This window comes from Nocardioides sp., from assembly GCF_035547795.1.
In the GTDB taxonomy this organism is placed as follows: Bacteria; Actinomycetota; Actinomycetes; order Propionibacteriales; family Nocardioidaceae; genus Nocardioides.
In genome coordinates, this window is sequence record NZ_DASZUF010000008.1 from 1 (window position 1) to 18,194 (window position 18,194).

At 71.6% G+C, this 18,194-nt stretch carries 16 protein-coding genes; 13 read left to right on the forward strand and 3 right to left on the reverse strand.

The features are described from left to right. Window positions 1-342, forward strand: a 342-nt coding sequence (locus VHA72_RS00520; protein WP_325572484.1) for a carboxypeptidase-like regulatory domain-containing protein, incomplete at its 5' end; no start/stop codon positions are given. Between the two features lie 12 nt (window positions 343-354). On the opposite strand, the gene VHA72_RS00525 is transcribed toward VHA72_RS00520, so the two are convergent. Next, window positions 355-1,398, reverse strand: coding sequence for a family 43 glycosylhydrolase (locus tag VHA72_RS00525; protein ID WP_325572485.1), 1,044 nt, complete (start codon window positions 1,396-1,398; stop codon window positions 355-357). A 305-nt stretch (window positions 1,399-1,703) separates the two neighbouring features. Between VHA72_RS00525 and pdhA the strand changes: the two genes are divergently transcribed. Genes pdhA through VHA72_RS00540 form a run of 3 tightly spaced genes read left to right on the forward strand, consistent with a single transcriptional unit; the run spans window position 1,704 to window position 5,040 of the window. Next, window positions 1,704-2,786 carry a pyruvate dehydrogenase (acetyl-transferring) E1 component subunit alpha gene (pdhA, locus tag VHA72_RS00530; protein ID WP_325572486.1) on the forward strand — a complete coding sequence of 361 codons (1,083 nt, stop codon included), beginning with the start codon at window positions 1,704-1,706 and terminating at the stop codon, window positions 2,784-2,786. Next, window positions 2,783-3,754: an alpha-ketoacid dehydrogenase subunit beta gene (locus VHA72_RS00535; protein WP_325572487.1), complete on the forward strand. Its 972-nt coding sequence runs from the start codon at window positions 2,783-2,785 to the stop codon at window positions 3,752-3,754. The genes pdhA and VHA72_RS00535 overlap by 4 nt, the downstream gene beginning before the upstream one ends. A 17-nt stretch (window positions 3,755-3,771) precedes the next feature. Next, complete coding sequence (locus VHA72_RS00540) at window positions 3,772-5,040, forward strand: 2-oxo acid dehydrogenase subunit E2 (protein ID WP_524538559.1); 1,269 nt, start codon at window positions 3,772-3,774, stop codon at window positions 5,038-5,040. Here VHA72_RS00540 and VHA72_RS00545 read toward each other — a convergent pair whose 3' ends face one another. Then, a complete protein-coding gene (locus tag VHA72_RS00545) occupies window positions 5,041-6,531 on the reverse strand; it encodes a carboxyl transferase domain-containing protein (RefSeq protein ID WP_325572489.1) in 1,491 nt (496 codons plus the stop codon). A 197-nt stretch (window positions 6,532-6,728) separates the two neighbouring features. On the opposite strand from VHA72_RS00545, the gene VHA72_RS00550 reads away from it, so the two are divergent. The 7 genes from VHA72_RS00550 to VHA72_RS00580 all read left to right on the forward strand — a co-directional run bounded on the left by VHA72_RS00550 (window position 6,729) and on the right by VHA72_RS00580 (window position 14,468). Beyond that, a complete protein-coding gene (locus VHA72_RS00550) occupies window positions 6,729-8,363 on the forward strand; it encodes an ABC-F family ATP-binding cassette domain-containing protein (RefSeq protein WP_325572490.1) in 1,635 nt (544 codons plus the stop codon). Between the two features lie 151 nt (window positions 8,364-8,514). Next, entirely contained in the window at window positions 8,515-9,762 is a 1,248-nt protein-coding gene (locus VHA72_RS00555; protein WP_325572491.1) for an extracellular solute-binding protein, read from the forward strand. A gap of 78 nt (window positions 9,763-9,840) precedes the next feature. Further along, entirely contained in the window at window positions 9,841-10,749 is a 909-nt protein-coding gene (locus tag VHA72_RS00560; protein WP_325572492.1) for a carbohydrate ABC transporter permease, read from the forward strand. Beyond that, entirely contained in the window at window positions 10,746-11,630 is an 885-nt protein-coding gene (locus VHA72_RS00565; RefSeq protein WP_325572493.1) for a carbohydrate ABC transporter permease, read from the forward strand. The genes VHA72_RS00560 and VHA72_RS00565 overlap by 4 nt, the downstream gene beginning before the upstream one ends. Further along, a complete protein-coding gene (locus VHA72_RS00570; protein ID WP_325572494.1) occupies window positions 11,627-12,772 on the forward strand; it encodes an ROK family transcriptional regulator in 1,146 nt (381 codons plus the stop codon). The genes VHA72_RS00565 and VHA72_RS00570 overlap by 4 nt, the downstream gene beginning before the upstream one ends. Then, window positions 12,769-13,683 (forward strand): ROK family protein, encoded by a 915-nt coding sequence (locus VHA72_RS00575; RefSeq protein ID WP_325572495.1) that lies wholly within the window; start codon window positions 12,769-12,771, stop codon window positions 13,681-13,683. Before VHA72_RS00570 ends, VHA72_RS00575 begins: the two co-directional genes overlap by 4 nt. Next, entirely contained in the window at window positions 13,683-14,468 is a 786-nt protein-coding gene (locus tag VHA72_RS00580) for a glucosamine-6-phosphate deaminase (RefSeq protein ID WP_325572496.1), read from the forward strand. The genes VHA72_RS00575 and VHA72_RS00580 overlap by 1 nt, the downstream gene beginning before the upstream one ends. Here the strand turns inward: VHA72_RS00580 and VHA72_RS00585 are convergent, their stop codons facing one another. Beyond that, on the reverse strand, window positions 14,469-15,617 hold the full coding sequence (locus VHA72_RS00585; RefSeq protein WP_325572497.1) for a PucR family transcriptional regulator: 1,149 nt from the start codon (window positions 15,615-15,617) through the stop codon (window positions 14,469-14,471). Window positions 15,618-15,701: 84 nt separating this feature from the next. On the opposite strand from VHA72_RS00585, the gene VHA72_RS00590 reads away from it, so the two are divergent. Then, window positions 15,702-16,835, forward strand: coding sequence for a ferredoxin reductase (locus VHA72_RS00590; RefSeq protein WP_325572498.1), 1,134 nt, complete (start codon window positions 15,702-15,704; stop codon window positions 16,833-16,835). Window positions 16,836-16,845: 10 nt separating this feature from the next. Continuing rightward, window positions 16,846-18,123, forward strand: a complete 1,278-nt coding sequence (locus VHA72_RS00595) for a fatty acid desaturase family protein (protein WP_325572499.1) — start codon at window positions 16,846-16,848, stop codon at window positions 18,121-18,123. Window positions 18,124-18,194 lie beyond the last annotated feature (71 nt).

An 18,194-nucleotide genomic window follows, 5' to 3' on the forward strand; every position in this document is an offset into this window, starting at 1 on the left:
AGCGAGCCGGTCACCGTCCCGGCCCACGGGGCGACGGTGACCGAGAACCTCACCCTCACGCCCAGCGGCACGGTCGTCGGCACGATCGAGATCTCGCACGCCGCTCGCGGCTGGCGAGGACACGTCAACTTCTACCGGGGCGGCATCGTCCACGACGGGCGTGCCACCACCGATGCGAACGGGCGCTTCCGCAAGTTCTACCTGGAGCCCGGCGTCTACCGGATCGAGGTCAGGGTCCGCCGCTTCCACCCGAGCACGGCGCTGAGGTGGGACTCCACCACCTCGATCGTGGTCACCGCGGGCGGCGTCACCCACCTGGGCAAGATCCACCTCCACCGCTGACCCGGCGCCCGATCAGGCGTGGCCCGCCCGGCGCAGGAAGCGGATGTGCGGGTGGCCCCGGTGCCAGTGCAGCAGCCCGGCGTACAGCGTCCGCCGAGACGTACGTCGCAGGTCCACGTGATGCCCCTGGCTGCAGCGCTGCCCGCGCCCGCAGACCCAGCCGTGGAAGAAGACCAGTTTCCGGCCCGAGGCCACGTCCAGTCCGCCGGGGCCGCACAGCCGGGTGCTGTGCCGGTTGAGTAGCCGGTGGCCATGGGTGTGCCAGCCGTGCAGCAGGTGGCGCGAGGAGCGCCAGGTGGTCTGGTAGCCGCAACTGCCGTAGTAGCCCTGCGAGGTGAACAGCACGAACCGCTTCCCGTGGTGGACCAGCACCGGGTTCTCCACGATGTGCGGCACCCGCAGCAGCTGGTGGCTGTGGTGGGCGGCCCGCAGCCCGTGGTGGCGCAGTCGCACCAGCCGGATCGTGGCGGGCATGCCCTGGGTGCGGTAGAGCAGGAAGTGGTGCTTGCCGCGGGTGAACACCGACGGGTCGATCACGCCGCTGCGCGGCAGCGACCGGGCCCGGCCGAGCACCCGGTCGCCGGCCTTGCGGGCCTTCGCGCCGGCCGGGCAGACCAGCGGCTTGCGCCCGCGGGCGTCGAAGCCGCGCGCCGGGTTGCGCGTGACGGCGACGCCGATGCAGCGCGCGCCGGGTGCCAGTCGCCGCACCCGGGCGGCGTAGTAGAGCACCCAGCGTTTGCCGATGTGGGCCACGTCGACGGCCCAGATCTCGGGGGAGGACACCCAGTGCGGCAGGTGGTGGAGCAGCGGCCCGGTCGACCGCCACGGCCCGACCGGCGTGCGCGAGTAGGCGCCCGGCGCCCGCTTGCCGGTGCTGACCGCCAGGTAGCCCCCGCCGTACGCGACCACCGACGGGTCGGCGAAGGAGCGCTTCGCGACGGGCTGGGCATGGCGGGTGGCGACGACCCTGACCTTCTCCTGCAGCCCGGGGAGCTCGGGTGCGGCCGGTGCGGATCCGGCGATCACGGCGACGAGACAAACGACGAGGGCGGCCACGACGGCCGCCCGCACTACCTGGAACAAGCTCTCTCCCGAGATGGACGACGGAGCATCCTGACCCGAAGGAGCCGGAGAAGTACGGCGAATCGCCGAAACCGGGACCAACGACCGGGACGGCTCCGCCGATCGGCCGATCGAGGGTGTCGTGGCGACTCGCGGGTAACTTCTGGGCCGCGCTACCTTGGACCCACCATCTGGTGACCCGGGTCACACGTGCACCACCCCCGCACGAGGTGGCCCGGCGATCCCCGCAGCGGCCTCGCGGCGATCCCGCGGCACCGTCAGACGAAGGAGCGCGCCCCATGATCCAGTTGCTCACCCCGGAGGGCGAGCGCGTCGAACATCCGGAGTACCACTACGACGGGGACGACGGCAGCATCCGGGACCTCTACCGTGACCTGGTGCTGGTGCGCCGGCTCGACGTCGAGGCGACAGCGTTGCAGCGCCACGGCGAGCTGGGCATCTGGGCCCAGCTGCTCGGCCAGGAGGCCGCCCAGGTGGGCGCCGGCCGCGCGCTGCGCCGCCAGGACCACGTCTTCCCGACCTACCGCGAGCACGGCGTCGCCTGGTGCCGCGGCATCGACCCGCTCGACGTGCTGGGCCTGTTCCGCGGCACCGGCTACGGCTCGTGGGATCCGGCCGCCACCGGCTTCGGGCTCTACACCCTGGTGATCGGCGCGCAGACGCTGCACGCGGTCGGCTACGCCATGGGCGTGCAGCGCGACGGCGCCGTCGGCACCGGTGACCCCGACCGCGACACCGCCGTGGTCGCCCACTTCGGCGACGGCGCCACCTCGCAGGGCGACGTGAACGAGTCGTTCGTGTTCGCCGCGTCGTACCAGGCGCCGGTCGTCTTCTTCTGCCAGAACAACCAGTACGCCATCTCCGAGCCGCTGGAGCGACAGACCCGGATCCCGCTCTACCAGCGGGCCGCCGGCTTCGGGTTCCCCGGTGTGCAGGTGGACGGCAACGACGTCCTGGCGACGTACGCCGTCACTCAGGCGGCCCTGCAGCGCGCCCGCGAGGGCGGCGGGCCGACCCTGATCGAGGCCTACACCTACCGGATGGGTGCGCACACCACCACCGACGACCCGACTCGCTACCGGCTCTCCGACGAGGTGGAGACCTGGAAGCTGCGCGACCCGCTCGCTCGGGTCGAGGCCTATCTGCGCCGCGGCGGCCTGGCCGACCAGGCGTTCTTCGACGGCATCGCGGCCGAGGCCGACGAGCTCGGCGCCCGGCTGCGGGCCGGTGTGCAGGCGCTCCCGGAGCCGACGCCGCATCAGCTCTTCGACAACGTGTACGCCGAGATCCCCGACGAGCTGGTGGTCCAGCGCGACGGCTACGACGACTACCTGGCCACGTTCGAGGGGGCGGCGTCATGATCACCCTGGCCAAGGCCCTCAACGCGGGGCTGCGCAAGGCGATGGAGGACGACCCGAAGGTCGTCCTGATGGGCGAGGACATCGGCCGACTCGGCGGCGTCTTCCGGATCACCGACGGGCTGCAGAAGGACTTCGGCGAGGACCGGGTGGTCGACACCCCGCTGGCCGAGTCCGGCATCGTCGGCACCGCCGTCGGCCTGGCCCTGCGCGGCTATCGGCCGGTGGTGGAGATCCAGTTCGACGGGTTCGTCTACCCCGCCTACGACCAGATCGTGAACCAGGTCGCCAAGATGCACTTCCGCTCCGCCGGGAGGATCTGCCTGCCGATCGTGATCCGGATCCCCTTCGGCGGCGGCATCGGCGCGGTGGAGCACCACAGCGAGTCGCCGGAGGCGCAGTTCTGTCACACGCCCGGCCTGAAGGTGGTGGCCTGCTCCAACCCGATCGACGGGTACTGGATGATCCAGCAGGCGATCGCCTCCCCGGATCCGGTGATCTTCCTGGAGCCGAAGCGGCTCTACCACTCCGACAAGGCGGCGCTCGACCCCGCCGTACCGCCGGCGCCGCTGTTCTCCTCGCGCGTGGTCGCCCCGGGCTCGGACGTCACGGTGGTGGCCTACGGCCCGACCGTGAAGACGTCGCTGGCGGCGGCGCGTGCGGCGGCCGAGGAGGGCAGGTCGCTGGAGGTGATCGACCTGCGCACGCTCTCGCCGCTCGACCTCGCGCCGGTCTACGAGTCCGTGCGCCGCACCGGCCGGCTGGTCGTGGTCCACGAGGGCCACGTGTCGTTCGGCGTCGCCGCGGAGGTGGCCGCCAGGGTCACCGAGGAGTGCTTCCACTCCCTGGAGTCGCCGGTGCTGCGCGTCGGCGGTTTCGACACCCCCTACCCGCCGGCCCGGGCGGAGGAGCACTTCCTGCCCGACCTGGACCGCCTGCTCGACGCCGTGGATCGGAGCCTCGCGTGGTGAACTCTGCCGAATTCAAGCTGCCCGACGTGGGCGAGGGCCTGACCGAGGCGGAGATCGTCACCTGGCACGTCGCCGTCGGCGACGAGGTGAAGATCAACGACATCGTCTGCGACATCGAGACCGCCAAGTCGGTCGTCGAGCTGCCGTCGCCCTACGCCGGCGTCGTCCAGGCGCTGCTGGTGCCCGAGGGCGAGACCGTCGAGGTCGGTACCCCGATCATCCGGATCGGCGATGCCGGCGCGGCGGACGGGGCGCCGGTCGAGACTCCCGCCGCCGCGGCTGGTGAGTCGGCCGAGTCGGCCGAGCCCGTCGCCGAGGTGCCGTCCGCCAGCACCGAGCCGGCCGCCGGCTCGGTGGAGCAGATCACCGAGCCCGAGCAGCCGATGACGCTGGTCGGCTCCGGCCCGAAGGAGGCGGCGGTCAGCCGTCGTCCGCGCGTCCTGGCCAAGCCGACGGCACGGGCCGCCGCCCGCGAGCAGGGCATCGACCTGTCCTCCGTCGTACCCGCGCGTGAGGACGGGGTGATCACCACCGCCGACCTCGCCGCTGCGCCTCGGCAGGCGCCGGCCTCCGCCGGCGTGCCCGGTGAGCGCGAGCGACGGGAGCCGATCAAGGGCGTCCGCAAGCAGATGGGTCAGGCGATGGTGCGCTCGGCGTTCACCGCGCCGCACGTCACCGAGTGGGTGACCATCGACGTCACCCGCACCACCGAGCTGGTGGCGCGGCTCAAGCAGCGGCCGGAGTTGCGCGACGTACGCGTCGGGCCGCTGCTGGTGCTGGCCCGGGCCTGCCTGCTGGCGATGCGGCGCACGCCGATCATCAACTCGTTCTGGGACGAGGAGGCGCAGGAGGTCGTCTTCAAGGACTACGTCAACCTCGGCATCGCCGCCGCGACTCCGCGCGGGCTGGTCGTCCCGAACGTCAAGGACGCCGGCGCGCTCGCCCTGCCCGACCTGGCCGCCGCGCTGGACCGACTGGTCGCGGTCGCCCGGGACGGCAAGACGCCGCCGGCCGACCTCGCCGGCGGGACGTTCACGATCACCAACGTGGGCTCCTTCGGCGTCGACTCCGGCACGCCGATCATCAACCCCGGCGAGTCGGCGATCCTGTGCTTCGGCGCGATCAAGCGCAAGCCGTGGGTGGTCGACGACAAGGTGGTGCCGCGCGACGTCTGCACGCTCAGCCTGAGCTTCGACCACCGCCATGTCGACGGCGAGGCCGGCTCGCGCTTCCTGGCCGACGTGGCGAGCATCCTCGAGGACCCGGCCACGGCGCTGCTGTTCTGACTAGCCGGCGGCATAACGGGCGGCCCGGGTCGAAGGCGACCCGGGCCCGGCCGCCAGCAGCGCGGTCAACTCGGCCTCGAGGACGCCGCCGACCCGCCGGCAGAACGCTTCGGGCTCGTCGGCGGCGTCGGGCAGTTCGGGGACGATCCGGTCGACCACCCCGATCGCGGCCAGGTCCGCGGCGCGGACGCGCTGCCGAGTGGCAAGCTCGGCCGCATGCTCGCCGTCGCCGTACACGATCGCCGAGGCTCCCTCGGGCGGCAGCGGCGAGAGCCAGGCGTGCCGCGCCGCGACCACCCGATCGGCTGGCAGGAACGCCAGCGCGCCGCCGCCGTTGCCCTCGCCGAGCATGAGGCACAGCGTCGGGGCGTCGACGGTGACCAGCGCGGACAGGCAGCGAGCGATCTCGCCGGCCAGGCCGCCGTTCTCGGCCTCGGGGGAGAGCGCGGCGCCGCGGGTGTCGATCACGCTCAGCACCGGCAGGCCGAGCTCGGCCGCCAGCCGTAGCCCGCGTTGGGCCTCGCGCAGCCCCTCCGGTCCGAGCGGCTGGTGGGCCTGCTCCCGGCGGTCCTGCGCGATCACCACGCACGGTGCGTCGCCGAAGCGCGCCAGCGCGGTGAGCACGCCGGGGTCGCGCTCGCCCTGTCCGGTGCCGTTGAGGGGCACGACGTCGGCCGCCGCGATCCGCAGCAGCGTCCGCACTCCGGGCCGGTCGGCTCGGCGCGACCGTGTCACGGCATCCCAGGTGTCGGGCACCTGACCTTCCGCACCGGAATCCGGCGTGTCGGCGTGCGGAACGTCAGGTGTCCGGGACGGGCGGGCGGTGAGGATGGTCAGCACCCGGGCGAGCAGGGCGGCGATCTCCTCCGGGGGCACGACGCCGTCGATGATGCCGTGCGCGTAGAGGTTCTCCGCCTGCTGCACGCCGGCCGGGAACGGCCTCCCGTGCAGCACCTCGTAGACCCGCGGCCCGAGGAAGCCGAGCAGCGCGCCCGGCTCGGCGACGGTGACGTGCCCGAGCGAGCCCCACGACGCCATCACCCCGCCGGTGGTGGGGTGACGCAGGTAGACCAGATACGGCAGGCCGGCGGCGCGGTGCGCGGCGACGGCCTCGCCGATGCGCACCATCTGCACGAACGCCGGGGTGCCCTCCTGCATCCGGGTGCCACCCGACGCGGGCGCGGCCAGCAGCGGCAGCCGCTCCGCGGTGGCCCGCTGGATCGCCGCCACCAGCCGGTCGGCGGTCGCCCGGCCGATCGAGCCGGCCAGGAACCGGAACTCGCTGGCCAGCACCGCCACCCGTTGGCCGTGCATCCGGCCGGCCCCGGTGATGACCGCCTCGTCGACGCCGGACCGCTCCCGGGCGCGGGCCAGGTCGGCCTCGTACGCCGCGCTGATCGGCCCGTACGACGGCGGCGTGTCCCACGACTCCCACGATCCCTCGTCGAGGACGTGGGCGATCAGCTCGTGCGCGGTCGGTCGGTTGGCCATGGGGTGGAATCTAGCGGCGCTCGGCGGTGCTGCTGCCTGGGCCGGCCCCCTCTCTTGTAACACGCTGTCCACGTCACTAGAAGGTCGACGCATCGGCGTGCTAGTGACGTGGACGGCGTGTTACAGCAGCGGACAGCGTGTTACGTCCCCACCAGCCCGGCCCGAAAATCGGTGGCATCCGTCGCTAGCGTTGACCCATGAGTGCCACCCTGCAGGTCCGGGATCTCGCGGTGGGGTACGGCGCCAGGGCGCTCTTCGACGCGCTCGACCTGGTGGTCGCGCCCGGCGACGTGGTCGGCCTGGTCGGTCCCAACGGTGCCGGCAAGTCGACGCTGCTGCGCACCCTCGCCGGCGAACTGGCCCCGGAGGAGGGGCAGGTGAGCCTGACTCCGCCGACGGCCGTGGTCGGCTATCTGCCGCAGGAGACCGAACGCCGGCCCGGGGAGACGGTGCGCGACTTCCTCGCCCGGCGTACCGGCGTGGCGGCCGCACAGCAGCGGTACGACGCTGCCACCGCGGGCTACGACGATGACCCGGACGGCTATGCCGAGGCGCTGGAGCGCTGGCTCGCGCTCGGTGGCGCCGACCTGGAGGAGCGCGCCGAGCAGGTGGTGGCCGACCTGGGCCTGACCGTCGGCCTCGACGCGCTCATGACGTCGCTGTCCGGCGGGCAGGCGGCCCGGGCCAACCTCGCCTCGCTGCTGTTGAGCCGCTATGACGTCTTCCTGCTCGATGAGCCGACCAACGACCTCGACCTGGACGGCCTGGACCGGCTGGAGCGGTTCGTCACGGGCCTGCGCGCCGGCGTGATCGTGGTCAGCCACGACCGCGAGTTCCTCGCCCGGACCGTCAACCGGGTGCTCGAGCTCGACCTCCACCAGCACCAGGTCAACCTCTACGGCGGCGGCTACGACGCCTACCTGCGCGAGCGCGAGGTCGCCCGACGGCACGCCCGCGAGGCCTACGAGGAGTACGCCGGCAAGCTCGGCGGCCTGCGCGACCGGATGATCACCCAGCGCAGCTGGGCCACGCAGGGGGTGCGCAACGCCCGGCGCAAGCAGGCCACCGAGCGGGACAAGTTCGTGAGGAACTTCGCCGCCGACTCCGCGGAGAAGCAGGCGGCCAAGGTGCGCCAGTCCGAGAAGGCGATCGAGCGGCTGGAGAGGAACGCCGTGGAGGAGCCGCGCAAGGAGTGGGAGCTGCGGATGGAGATCGCCGCCGCGCCCCGCTCGGGTGCGGTCACGGCAGCCCTCAGGGGCGCGACCCTCCGTCGCGGCGACTTCGTGCTCGGACCGGTCGACCTGGAGATCGGCTGGGCGGAGAAGGTCGCCATCACCGGTCCCAACGGTGCCGGCAAGTCCACCCTGCTCGCCGCGTTCCTGGGCAGGCTCCCGCTGGACGTGGGGGAGTCCTACCTCGGCCCGGGCGTCGTGGTCGGCGAGGTCGACCAGGCTCGTCGGCTCTTCGAGCGGGAGACCGCCCTGGTGGACGCGTTCGCGACCCATGTCCCCGACCTGGCTCCGGAGGAGATCCGGACCTTGCTGGCCAAGTACAGCCTCAAGGCCGACCACGTCGTCCGCCCGGCGAGCAGTCTCAGTCCGGGCGAGCGCACCCGCGCCGCGCTCGCCCTGCTTCAGGCGCGTGGGGTGAACCTGCTGGTGCTGGACGAGCCGACCAATCACCTCGATCTGCCTGCGATCGAGCAACTGGAGCAGGCCCTGGCGACCTATCCCGGCACGCTGCTGCTCGTCACCCACGACCGCCGCATGCTGGCCGCGGTCCACACCACCCGCCGGCTGGACGTCGCCGACGGCCGCGTCTGCGAGTCCTGAGGACACGTTCCGATCAGGTAACGGAGTGATGAATTTCACCGGAAGCCTTGACAGCCAATTAGTAAGTCCGATGAACTAACAAACCTCTGGTTATCGGGGACAGGCGCCCTGCGAGAGGGCACACACACAAGGCACAGGAAAAGGAAGACCGATGAAGCACAAGCTCACCGGCCGTGTCGCGGGCGCCATCGCGCTCGCCACGGCGACAGCCTTGGCGCTGACCGGTTGCGGCGGCTCCTCGAGCAGCGGCAGCGGCAGTGACACGCTCAAGCTCGTCGTCGCCGACTACGGCACCGGCCCGGACAACGCGAGTAGCAAGTTCTGGCAGGGCATCGTCGACGACTTCGAGAAGGCCAACCCGGACATCAAGGTCAAGGTCACCTCGATCCCCTGGACCAACTTCGACCAGCAGGTCCAGACGATGGTCCAGAACAAGCAGTTCCCCGACATCACCGAGGGTGACTACTTCTCCAACTACGCCCAGGATGGCCTGCTCTACAAGGCCAGCGACGTGCTGAGCAAGCCCGACAACCTGCTGCCTGCGTTCAAGGACCAGGGCAGCTACAACGGCGAGCAGTACGGCATGCCGTGGACCACCTCGAGCCGCACGCTGTTCTACAACAAGAAGATCTTCGCCGACGCCGGCATCAGCGCCGCGCCCAAGACCTGGGCGGACCTGCAGGCCGACGCCGCCAAGATCAAGGCCAAGGGCGAGACCGGCTTCGGCCTCCCGCTCGGCGCCGAGGAGGCCCAGGCCGAGTCGCTGCTGTGGATGCTCGGCGCCGGTGGCGGCTACCAGACCGACGGCAAGTACACGATCGACTCCGCTGCCAACGTCACCGCCTTCACCTTCCTCAAGAACCTGGTCAAGGCCGGCGACACCGAACCCAACCCGGGCACCGTCAACCGCACCGACCTGTGGCAGCAGTTCGCCCAGGGCAAGGTCGGCATGATCAACGGCTCGCCGGCGCTGATCCCGATCATCCAGAAAGCCGGTGTGCTGCAGGACAGTGACTGGGCCTCGGTCCCGATCGTCGGCCAGAACGGCCCGCTCGACACCACCCTGGGCGTGTGCGACAACGTGGCGGCGTTCAACGCCAACGGCCACCAGGCGCAGATCAAGAAGTTCCTCGACTTCGCCTACCAGGACAAGTACCAGCTGGCCTTCGACAAGGAGTACGACCTGCTCCCGGCCACGACCAGCGCGGCCGACGCGCTCGCGTCCGACCCGATCTTCGGGCCGTTCCTGACGGCGCTGCCGAAGTCCATCCAGTACCCGAGCGACACCAGCTGGGCCAACGTCAAGACGAAGATCCAGCAGACCATCGGGACCGCCGTCACCGGCGACCCGAAGCAGGTCCTCGGGCAGCTCCAGCAGACTGCCACCAGCGCCAGCTGAGAGCATCCCGGTGCCCGGCCGTTCCGTCTCGGCCGGGCACCGGCACCCGAAGCCCCGTCGTACAGGTAAGGACTGATGATGGCCTCCCGCACCTCGCCGTTGCGCAGCATCGGCCGAGCGGCGACCCCGCTGCTGTGGATCGGCCCGGCGATCGCACTGATCGCGGTGGTCGTGCTGTGGCCGGTGGTCGTGATGATCCAATCGTCGTTCCAGCGCATCGGTGGCGAGGGGTACGTCGTCGGCTACAACGGCCTGGACAACTTCCGCACGCTGTTCCACGAGCCCTATCTGAGCGGCGTCCTGCTGCGCACCCTGGTGTGGACCGTGGGCGTCGTGGTGGTCACCATGCTGATCTCGCTGGCCCTGGCGCAGCTGTTCAACCAGCGCTTCCCGGGCCGCCGGGTGGCGCGTTGGGCGCTGATCATCCCGTGGGCCTGCTCGGTGATGATGACCGCGCTGATCTTCCGCTGGGCGCTGGACCGCAGCGCAGGCGTGATCAACGTGTTCCTACACGACCTCGGCCTGGTCAAGCTCGGCTCCAACCACGCCGACTGGCTAGGCAACCCGCACTGGGCGATGTTCTGGATGATGCTGGTGGCGGTCTTCGTGTCGCTGCCGTTCTCCACCTACGCGATCCTCAGCGGCCTGCAGGGCATCCCCGGCGACGTCTACGAGGCCGCCTCGCTCGACGGCGCCACCTCGTGGCGCTCCTACCGGCACGTGACGCTGCCGCTGCTGCGGCCGGCGATCCTGGTCGCCACGCTGATCAACATCATCAACGTGTTCAACTCGTTCCCGATCATCTGGGAGATGACCAAGGGTGGCCCCGGCTACCAGACCTCGACGACCACGACGTACATGGTCGCCATCAAGCAGGGCAACGTCGGCGAGTCGGCCTCCCTGTCGGTGATCAACTTCGCGCTGGTCATCGTGATCGTGATCGTCTACCTCGCCACCACGAAGTGGAAGGAGCAGGTGGACGCATGAGCACCACCCTGACCACTGCCACCCCGTCCGCGCTCGTCCCGCCCGCCCGGCCGCCGCGGCGACGCACCGGCAAGACCATCGCCGTGACCATCGCGGCGTACGCCGTCGCCGTCATCTTCCTGCTGCCCTACGTCGAGATGGTGCTCGTCGCCGGCCGGCCGGCGAACGAGCTGCTCGACCCGACGTACTTCCCCCAGCACTTCACGTTCAAGAACTTCACCACGCTGTGGTCCTCCGGCGGCCTGGGCGGCAACATCGCCACCTCGCTGGAGATCGCCGCGGGCGCCACCTTGCTGGTGCTGATCGTGGCGCTGCCGGCGGCGTACTACACCGCGCGGCGCAAGTTCCGTGGCCGCACGCTGTTCCTGCTGTTGGTGCTGGCCACCCAGATGTTCCAGCCGGCCGCGATGCTGGTCGGTCTGCAGCGGGAGTTCACCGACTTCCAGCTGCCCTCGCCGACGATCTCGCTGATCCTCATCGACGCCGGCTTCAACATGGCCTTCGCCGTCTGGATCCTCAACGCGTTCTTCTCCTCGATCCCGGTCGAGCTGGAGGAGGCGGCGATGGTCGACGGCTGCTCACGAGTGCGGGCGATGTTCCGGATCACGCTGCCGCTGGCGGCGCCCGGCATCGTCACCGCGCTGATCTTCACCTTCATCAGTGCGTGGAACGAGTTCCTCGTCGCGCTGACGCTCAGCCTCGGCAGCGAGCCGAGCAAGATGCCGCTGACGGTCGCGGTGAACAACTTCATCGGGCAGTACTCCATCGACTGGGGCCACCTGTTCGCCGCCTCCGTCATCGCGACGGTGCCCGTGGTCATCTTGTTCGCGCTCATCGAGCGGCGCGTCGTCGGCGGCCTGACGGCCGGAGCGGTGAAGTGAGCGGCGCCAAGGGGCAGCCGCGAGGCCGCCGGGCGCTGCGTCCGCGCGGCAAGCTGATGGCCGAGGACACCCGCCGCCACCACCGTGCGCTGGTGCTCCAGCACCTGTTCCGGGAGGGGCCCGCCTCCCGCGCCGACCTGGCGCGCACCAGCGGGCTGACTCGGGTCACGATCTCGGACCTGGTCGCCGGGCTGCTGGAGGACGGCCTGGTCACCGAGCTCGGCGCGCCAGTGGGCAGCCGGGTCGGCAAGCCGCCGATCCTGGTCGGCCTGGTGCCCGACGCCTCCCACATCCTCACCGTCGACCTGCTCCCGGACGACCGGATGGCCGGCGCGGTGCTCAACCTCGCCGGCGAGGTCAAGGCCCGGGAGAACCTGCCGCTGGAGGGGCGCACCGGCAACGACGCCGTGATGCTGCTGCGCGAGCTGCTGCGGTTGCTGCGCAAGGCGACCGACCGGCCGGTCCTCGGCGTCGGCATCGGCAGTCCCGGCGTGGTCAGCGCCGAGGGCGTGGTCATCGACGCCCCCAACCGCGGCTGGCGCGACCTCGACCTGGCGGGGCTGCTCTCCGGCGAGCTGGGGCTGCCGGTCTTCGTGGCCAACGATGCCAACACCGCCGTCCTCGGCGAGCACACCTTCGGCGACGCCGAGGAGGCCGGCCTGCTGCTGATCCGGGTCGGCGCCGGTGTTGGTGCCGGGCTCATCGTCGAGGGCGCGCTGGTCCAGGGCCACCGGTACGCCGCCGGGGAGATCGGCCACGTCCAGGTCGACCCGGACGGCGCGGACTGTGCCTGCGGCCGACGCGGCTGCCTGGAGACGGTGCTCGCCGCCCCTCGGCTCCGCGCGCGGATGGTCGGTACGACGGCGACCGAGGCGGAACGCCGCCTCGCCGACGCGGGTGCGGTGCTCGGCGGCATCCTGGCGCCCGTGGTCGGCACCCTCAACCTGCACGAGCTGGTGCTGGCCGGGCCGACCGAGCTGCTCGACGGCGCGCTGCGCGAGGCCGTGGGCCGGACGATCCGGGAGCGGATCATGCCGGTCAGCGCCGACGGACTGGTGGTCCGGACCTCCACCCTCGGCGACGACGTCGGTCTGATGGGTGCCGCCGTACTCGTCCTCTCGGGAGTGCTAGGAGTCTCGTGACCACCACCGTGGGCCTCGACATCGGGGCGACGAAGATCCTGGGCGTCGTGGTCGACGGCCAGGGCGCGATCCTGGCGCAGGTGCGCGAGGAGACCTCGCCGGGCGCCGACGGCGTGCTGAGCAGTGCCGCCACCGTCGTAGAGCGGCTCCAGGCCGCCTCGGGCGAGCCGCTGACCGGCCCGGTCGGCGTGGGCATCCCCGGCCTGGTCGACGTGGCGACCGGCTCGGTCGCGCACGCGGTCAACCTCGACCTCGCCGGCGAGCCGTTCCCGCTGGCCGAGCGGCTGGCCGAGCGGCTGGGCCTCTCCGTCGCCGTCGACAACGACCTCAATGCGGCCACCCTGGGCGCGCACGTCCTCAGCGGCGTGGACGACCTGGTCTACCTCAGCCTCGGCACCGGCCTGGCCGCTGGGCTGGTGCTCGACGGTCGGATCCGGCGCGGCGCCCGCGGCGCGGCCGGCGAGATCGGCCACATCCCGGTCGACCCGACCGGCGCGCTGTGCCAGTGCGGACAGCGCGGCTGCCTGGAGACCATTGCCTCGGGCTCGGCGATCGCCGCCTCCTGGCCCTCCGAGGGGGTTCCGGCGGCCCAGGCGCTCTTCGCCGCGGCGGCATCGGGGACGCCGGCGGCGGTGAGGGTGCTGGATACGTTCCTGCGCGGGGTCGCCGACGCGATCCGGATGATCTGCCTGGCCGTCGACCCGGCCACCGTGATCCTCGGCGGCGGCGTCGCCGCACTCGGTGAGCCGCTGCTCGCGGCGGTGCAGGGTGCGCTGCGGCAGCAGGCCGCGACCTCGCCGTTCCTCGCCGCGCTCGACCTCGCCGGTCGGGTGCGGGTCGTCCCCGCCGACGTGCCGGTCGCCGCCCTCGGCGCCGCGCTGCTCGGCACGCACCTGACCGGAGCGCACTGATGGAGATCGTTCCGCTCGGCTCCGCGGCCGAGGTCGCCGCTCTCGCCGCCGACGTGATCGAGGCGGTGGTACGCCGCAACCCGGCCGCCGTGCTGGGCCTGGCCACCGGCTCGTCCCCGCTGCCGACGTACCGCGAGCTGGTGGCGCGGCACCGCGCCGGCACGGGGCCGTCGTATGAGCTGGTCACGACCGTCAACCTCGACGAGTACGTCGGGCTGCCGGCCGGCCACGAGCAGAGCTATCTGGCCACCATCCGCCGCGAGGTGACCGACGACCTCGGCATCGCCCGTGAGCGGGTGCACGGGCCGGACGCCGCACCGGATCGACTGGCGGACGCCGGGGAGCGGTACGAGGCGCTGATCGCGTCCCTGGGCGGGGTCGACGTACAGCTGCTCGGCATCGGCAGTGACGGGCACCTGGCGTTCAACGAGCCGGGCTCCTCGCTGGCCTCGGCGACCCGGATCAAGACGCTGACCGAGCAGACCCGGATCGACAACGCCCGCTTCTTCGGCTCGATCGAGGAGGTGCCTCGTCATGTGCTCACCCAGGGCCTGGGCACCATCCTGCGGGCGCGCCAGCTGCTGCTGGTGGCGACCGGCGTCGGCAAGGCCGGGGCGGTCGCGGCCGCCCTCGAGGGGCCGCTCTCGGCCTCCTGTCCGGCCTCGGTGCTGCAACTGCATCCCCACGCGACAGTGCTGCTCGACCCGGACGCCGCCTCCGGCCTGGCCCGGGCCGACCACTACCGCGAGGTCTATCTGGGCAAGCCGGCCTGGCAGGGGCTCTGACTATCCCAGCGCCACGGTCAGAGCCAGCAGCATGGCCGGGTCCTCCAGCCGCTCGCCGTACACCTCGCGGAGCTGGGCCAGCCGGTAGCGGACGGTCTGGGGGTGGACGAACAGCTCGGCAGCGACCTCGTCGCGGCGGCCCTGGTGGAGCAGCCAGGAGCGGAGCGTCTCGGTGAGCTTCTCGACGGTGGCCGGGCGCAGCCCCTGCAGCGGCGCCAGGACGGCGGCACGCAGGTCGGCCCGCGCCTGTGGATCGGCGTCGAGCACCAGCGGCACCAGGGCGAGATCGGTGTCGGTCCCCAGGCCGGCCTGCCACGCGCGCAGCGCCCGTTCGTAGGACACCTGGACGTCGCGCCACGGCTTGGCCGGCCCGACCACGGCACCCCGGTCCTGCACCGCCCGCAGCAGGGAACGGCGACGGCGATCGTGTACGTCCGGGACCAGCAGCAGGGTGACGTCCTCCAGATCGGCCAGGTCGGTGAGGACGAGGGTCGCCTGGGGCGCCACCGCGAGCACCGAGCCGACCTGGGCGGCCGGCACCAGCGTCGCGGTCAGCGTGGCCGGCTTCGTCCAGCCCGCCCGCTCCGCGGCGGCGTCCACCACCTCGGGACTCTCGCCGCGCAGCAGCAGCCGGCCGAGCCGGTCGAGCAACTGCTGGCGCACCCGCCCCGCGCTGGCGAGCTCGTCGGCATGGCCGGCGGCCGAGGCGTCGGACACCTCGTCGATCCAGGCGAAGACCAGCCCGGCCAGCTCGACCAGCGACTGCGGCGGCAGACCGGCCTCGACGGCGGTGGTGGACAGCTCGCGCCAGGCCACCCGCGCGCCGATCCGGTACGCCGCCAGCAGCGCCTCGGTGGTCCGGCCGCTGCGCGCCTCGCCCCGGCCCAGCTCGTAGGCGCCCTGCACCGCCGGCGGGGCCGCCTGGGCCGCGTCCGGTCCCTCGCCGGACGCGACCGAGAGGAAGCCGCCCAGGGCGACCTTCACCGCGGTCTGGATGGTGTCGCTCATCTGTCCCGACCAGGCATCCTGGTACGGCGGCACCTCCGAGATCACCGCGGCGACGACGTCCTCGCCGACCCGGGGCAGGACCTCGCGCAGTCGCGCGACGATCTCGGGGGGCAGGTGCAGCGTCGGGGCGGAGCGGGCCATCTTTGTCTCCTGCGAACAAAACAGTTACGGACATTCACGTCCGTCACACAGGAGTTTAAACGGATCGTCTAGCACCCTGGAGACGTGACCACCGCTGCCGTTCGCACCGGCGCCGCCCGCCAGGGCGGCCTGCGCCGAGCCCTCGGAGAGCGCCTGCACCGGGTCGCCGAGGCCGCGCTCACCCCGCTGGAGCCCGGCGACGTACTCGACATGTTCCACCCGCTGCGCCGCGGCACCGACCTGCGTGCCCGGATCGTGCGGGTCCACGCCGAGACCGCCGACGCGGCCACCATCGAGCTCAAGCCCGGCAAGGACTGGGCCGGCCACATCCCCGGGCAGTACGTCCGGATCGGCATCGACGTCGACGGTCGCCGGCACTGGCGCGCCTACTCGCTCACCCACGGTCCCCGCCGTGACCGACACATCTCCATCACCGTCAAGGCGGTGCCCGGTGGCGTGGTCAGCAGCTACCTGGTCCACCAGGCCAAGGCCGGCACGCTCGTCCACCTGGAGCAGGCCGCGGGCGAGTTCGTGCTCGACCACACCCATCGCAAACTGCTCTTCGTCACCGCCGGCTCCGGCATCACGCCTGTCATCGGGATGCTGCGCAATCTCTTCCCGGTCACCGACTCCGGTGTGCTCGGCCTGGGCAAGGGCCTCGACATCACCGTGGTCCATCTCGCGCCCAGCGAGCCGCAGACGATCTTCCGGCGCAACCTCCAGGAGCTGCACGACTCGGGCGCCATCAACCTCGTTCCGCGGTACGACGACGTGCACGGCCGGTTCGAGGTCGAGACGCTGGCCGAGCTGGTGCCCGACCTGGCCGAGCGAACGACGTACGCCTGCGGTCCGCACGGCCTGCTCGACGCTCTCGAGGCCCACCACGAAGCGCTGGGATTGCGGCTGTTCACCGAGCAGTTCCGGGTCTCGACCGTCGTCACCGGCGAGGGCGGCACCATCGGCATCGCCGGCCGGCAGATCGAGGCCGACGGCGCCACCCCGATCCTGGACGCCGCCGAGGAGGCCGGCGTCCTGATGCCCAGCGGCTGCCGGATGGGCATCTGCATGAGCTGTGTCCTCCCGCTGAAGGAGGGCGCGGTGCGCGACCTGCGCAACGGCGAGCTGACCATCGCCGTCCCCGGGGAGACGCCGGTCGGCGGCCTCCCCATTCAGACCTGCATCAGCGCCGCCGCCGGCGCCTGCACGATCGAGCACTGAGGAACCACCCATGACAGCCATGACCAAGAAGGCCGAGAACCCGGTCGCCCACCTGACGCCCGAGGACATCGAGGCGATCGGGCGCGAGCTGGACGCGATCCGCCAGGAGGTCATCGACTCTCGCGGAGAGGCGGACGCGGCGTACATCCGCCGGATGATCAAGACCCAGCGCTACCTCGAGCTGGGCAGCCGTGCGGTGCTGCTGGCCAGCCTGTTCCCACCCGCCTGGGTCGTCGGCACGGCGGGCCTGTCCGTGGCCAAGATCCTGGACAACATGGAGATCGGCCACAACATCCTGCACGGCCAGTGGGACTGGATGCGTGACCCGAAGATCCACTCCACGGTCTGGGAGTGGGACAGCGCGAGCACGGCCGAGGGCTGGAAGCACAGCCACAACGAGGTGCACCACACCTACACGAACATCATCGGCAAGGACAACGACCTCGGCTACGGCATCATGCGCGTCGACGAGGACCAGCGCTGGACTCCCGGCTGCCTGGTCCAGCCGCTGATCAACTTCGTCAACATGCTCGTCTTCGAGTACGGCATCGCCGCCTACGACCTCGAGCTCGGCCGCAACCTGCGGCTGCCGAAGGAGAAGCGCCCGGCGAACTTCAAGGACAGCCTCCGTAAGACGCTGAGGAAGGTCCGCAAGCAGGCCACCAAGGACTACCTGGTCCACCCGCTGCTGAGCGGGCCGTCGTTCCTGACCACGCTGGCCGCCAACCTCACCGCGAACGTGGTGCGCAACGTCTGGTCGCACAGCGTGATCATGTGCGGCCACTTCCCCGAGGGTGTGGAGACCTACGAGAAGGCCGCGATCGACCCGAACGAGACCCGCGGCGAGTGGTACCTGCGCCAGATGCTCGGCTCGGCCAACATCTCCGGCTCCAGGCTGATGCACATCATGACCGGCAACCTGTCGCACCAGATCGAGCACCACCTGTGGCCGGACCTGCCCTCCAACCGGTACGCCGAGGTCGCGCCGCGGGTTCGCGCGCTGTTCGAGAAGTACAACCTGAACTACTGCAGCCGCCCGCTCGTGCCGCAGGTCTACTCCGCGTGGCACAAGGTCGTGCGGCTCTCGCTGCCGAACAACTGGCTGGCCACCACCACCTGGCGCAACCTGCCCGAGCAGCTGGGCGTGCTGTGGAAGATGACGACCGGTGACCGCGCCGTACGCCGCGCGCTGCAGAAGCGGCTCGACTACTTCGCCGCCGGCGCTCCGGGCGAGCCGGAGCCCGCGCCCGAGCCGGTACTGCTGACGCTGGGCGCCCGCCCGGCCTGAGCCCGCCGCCGACGGTGGTTCGTCCGGGGTAGGTCGTGGGCGTGTAGGCATAGGGGCACACTCGCGCCCCT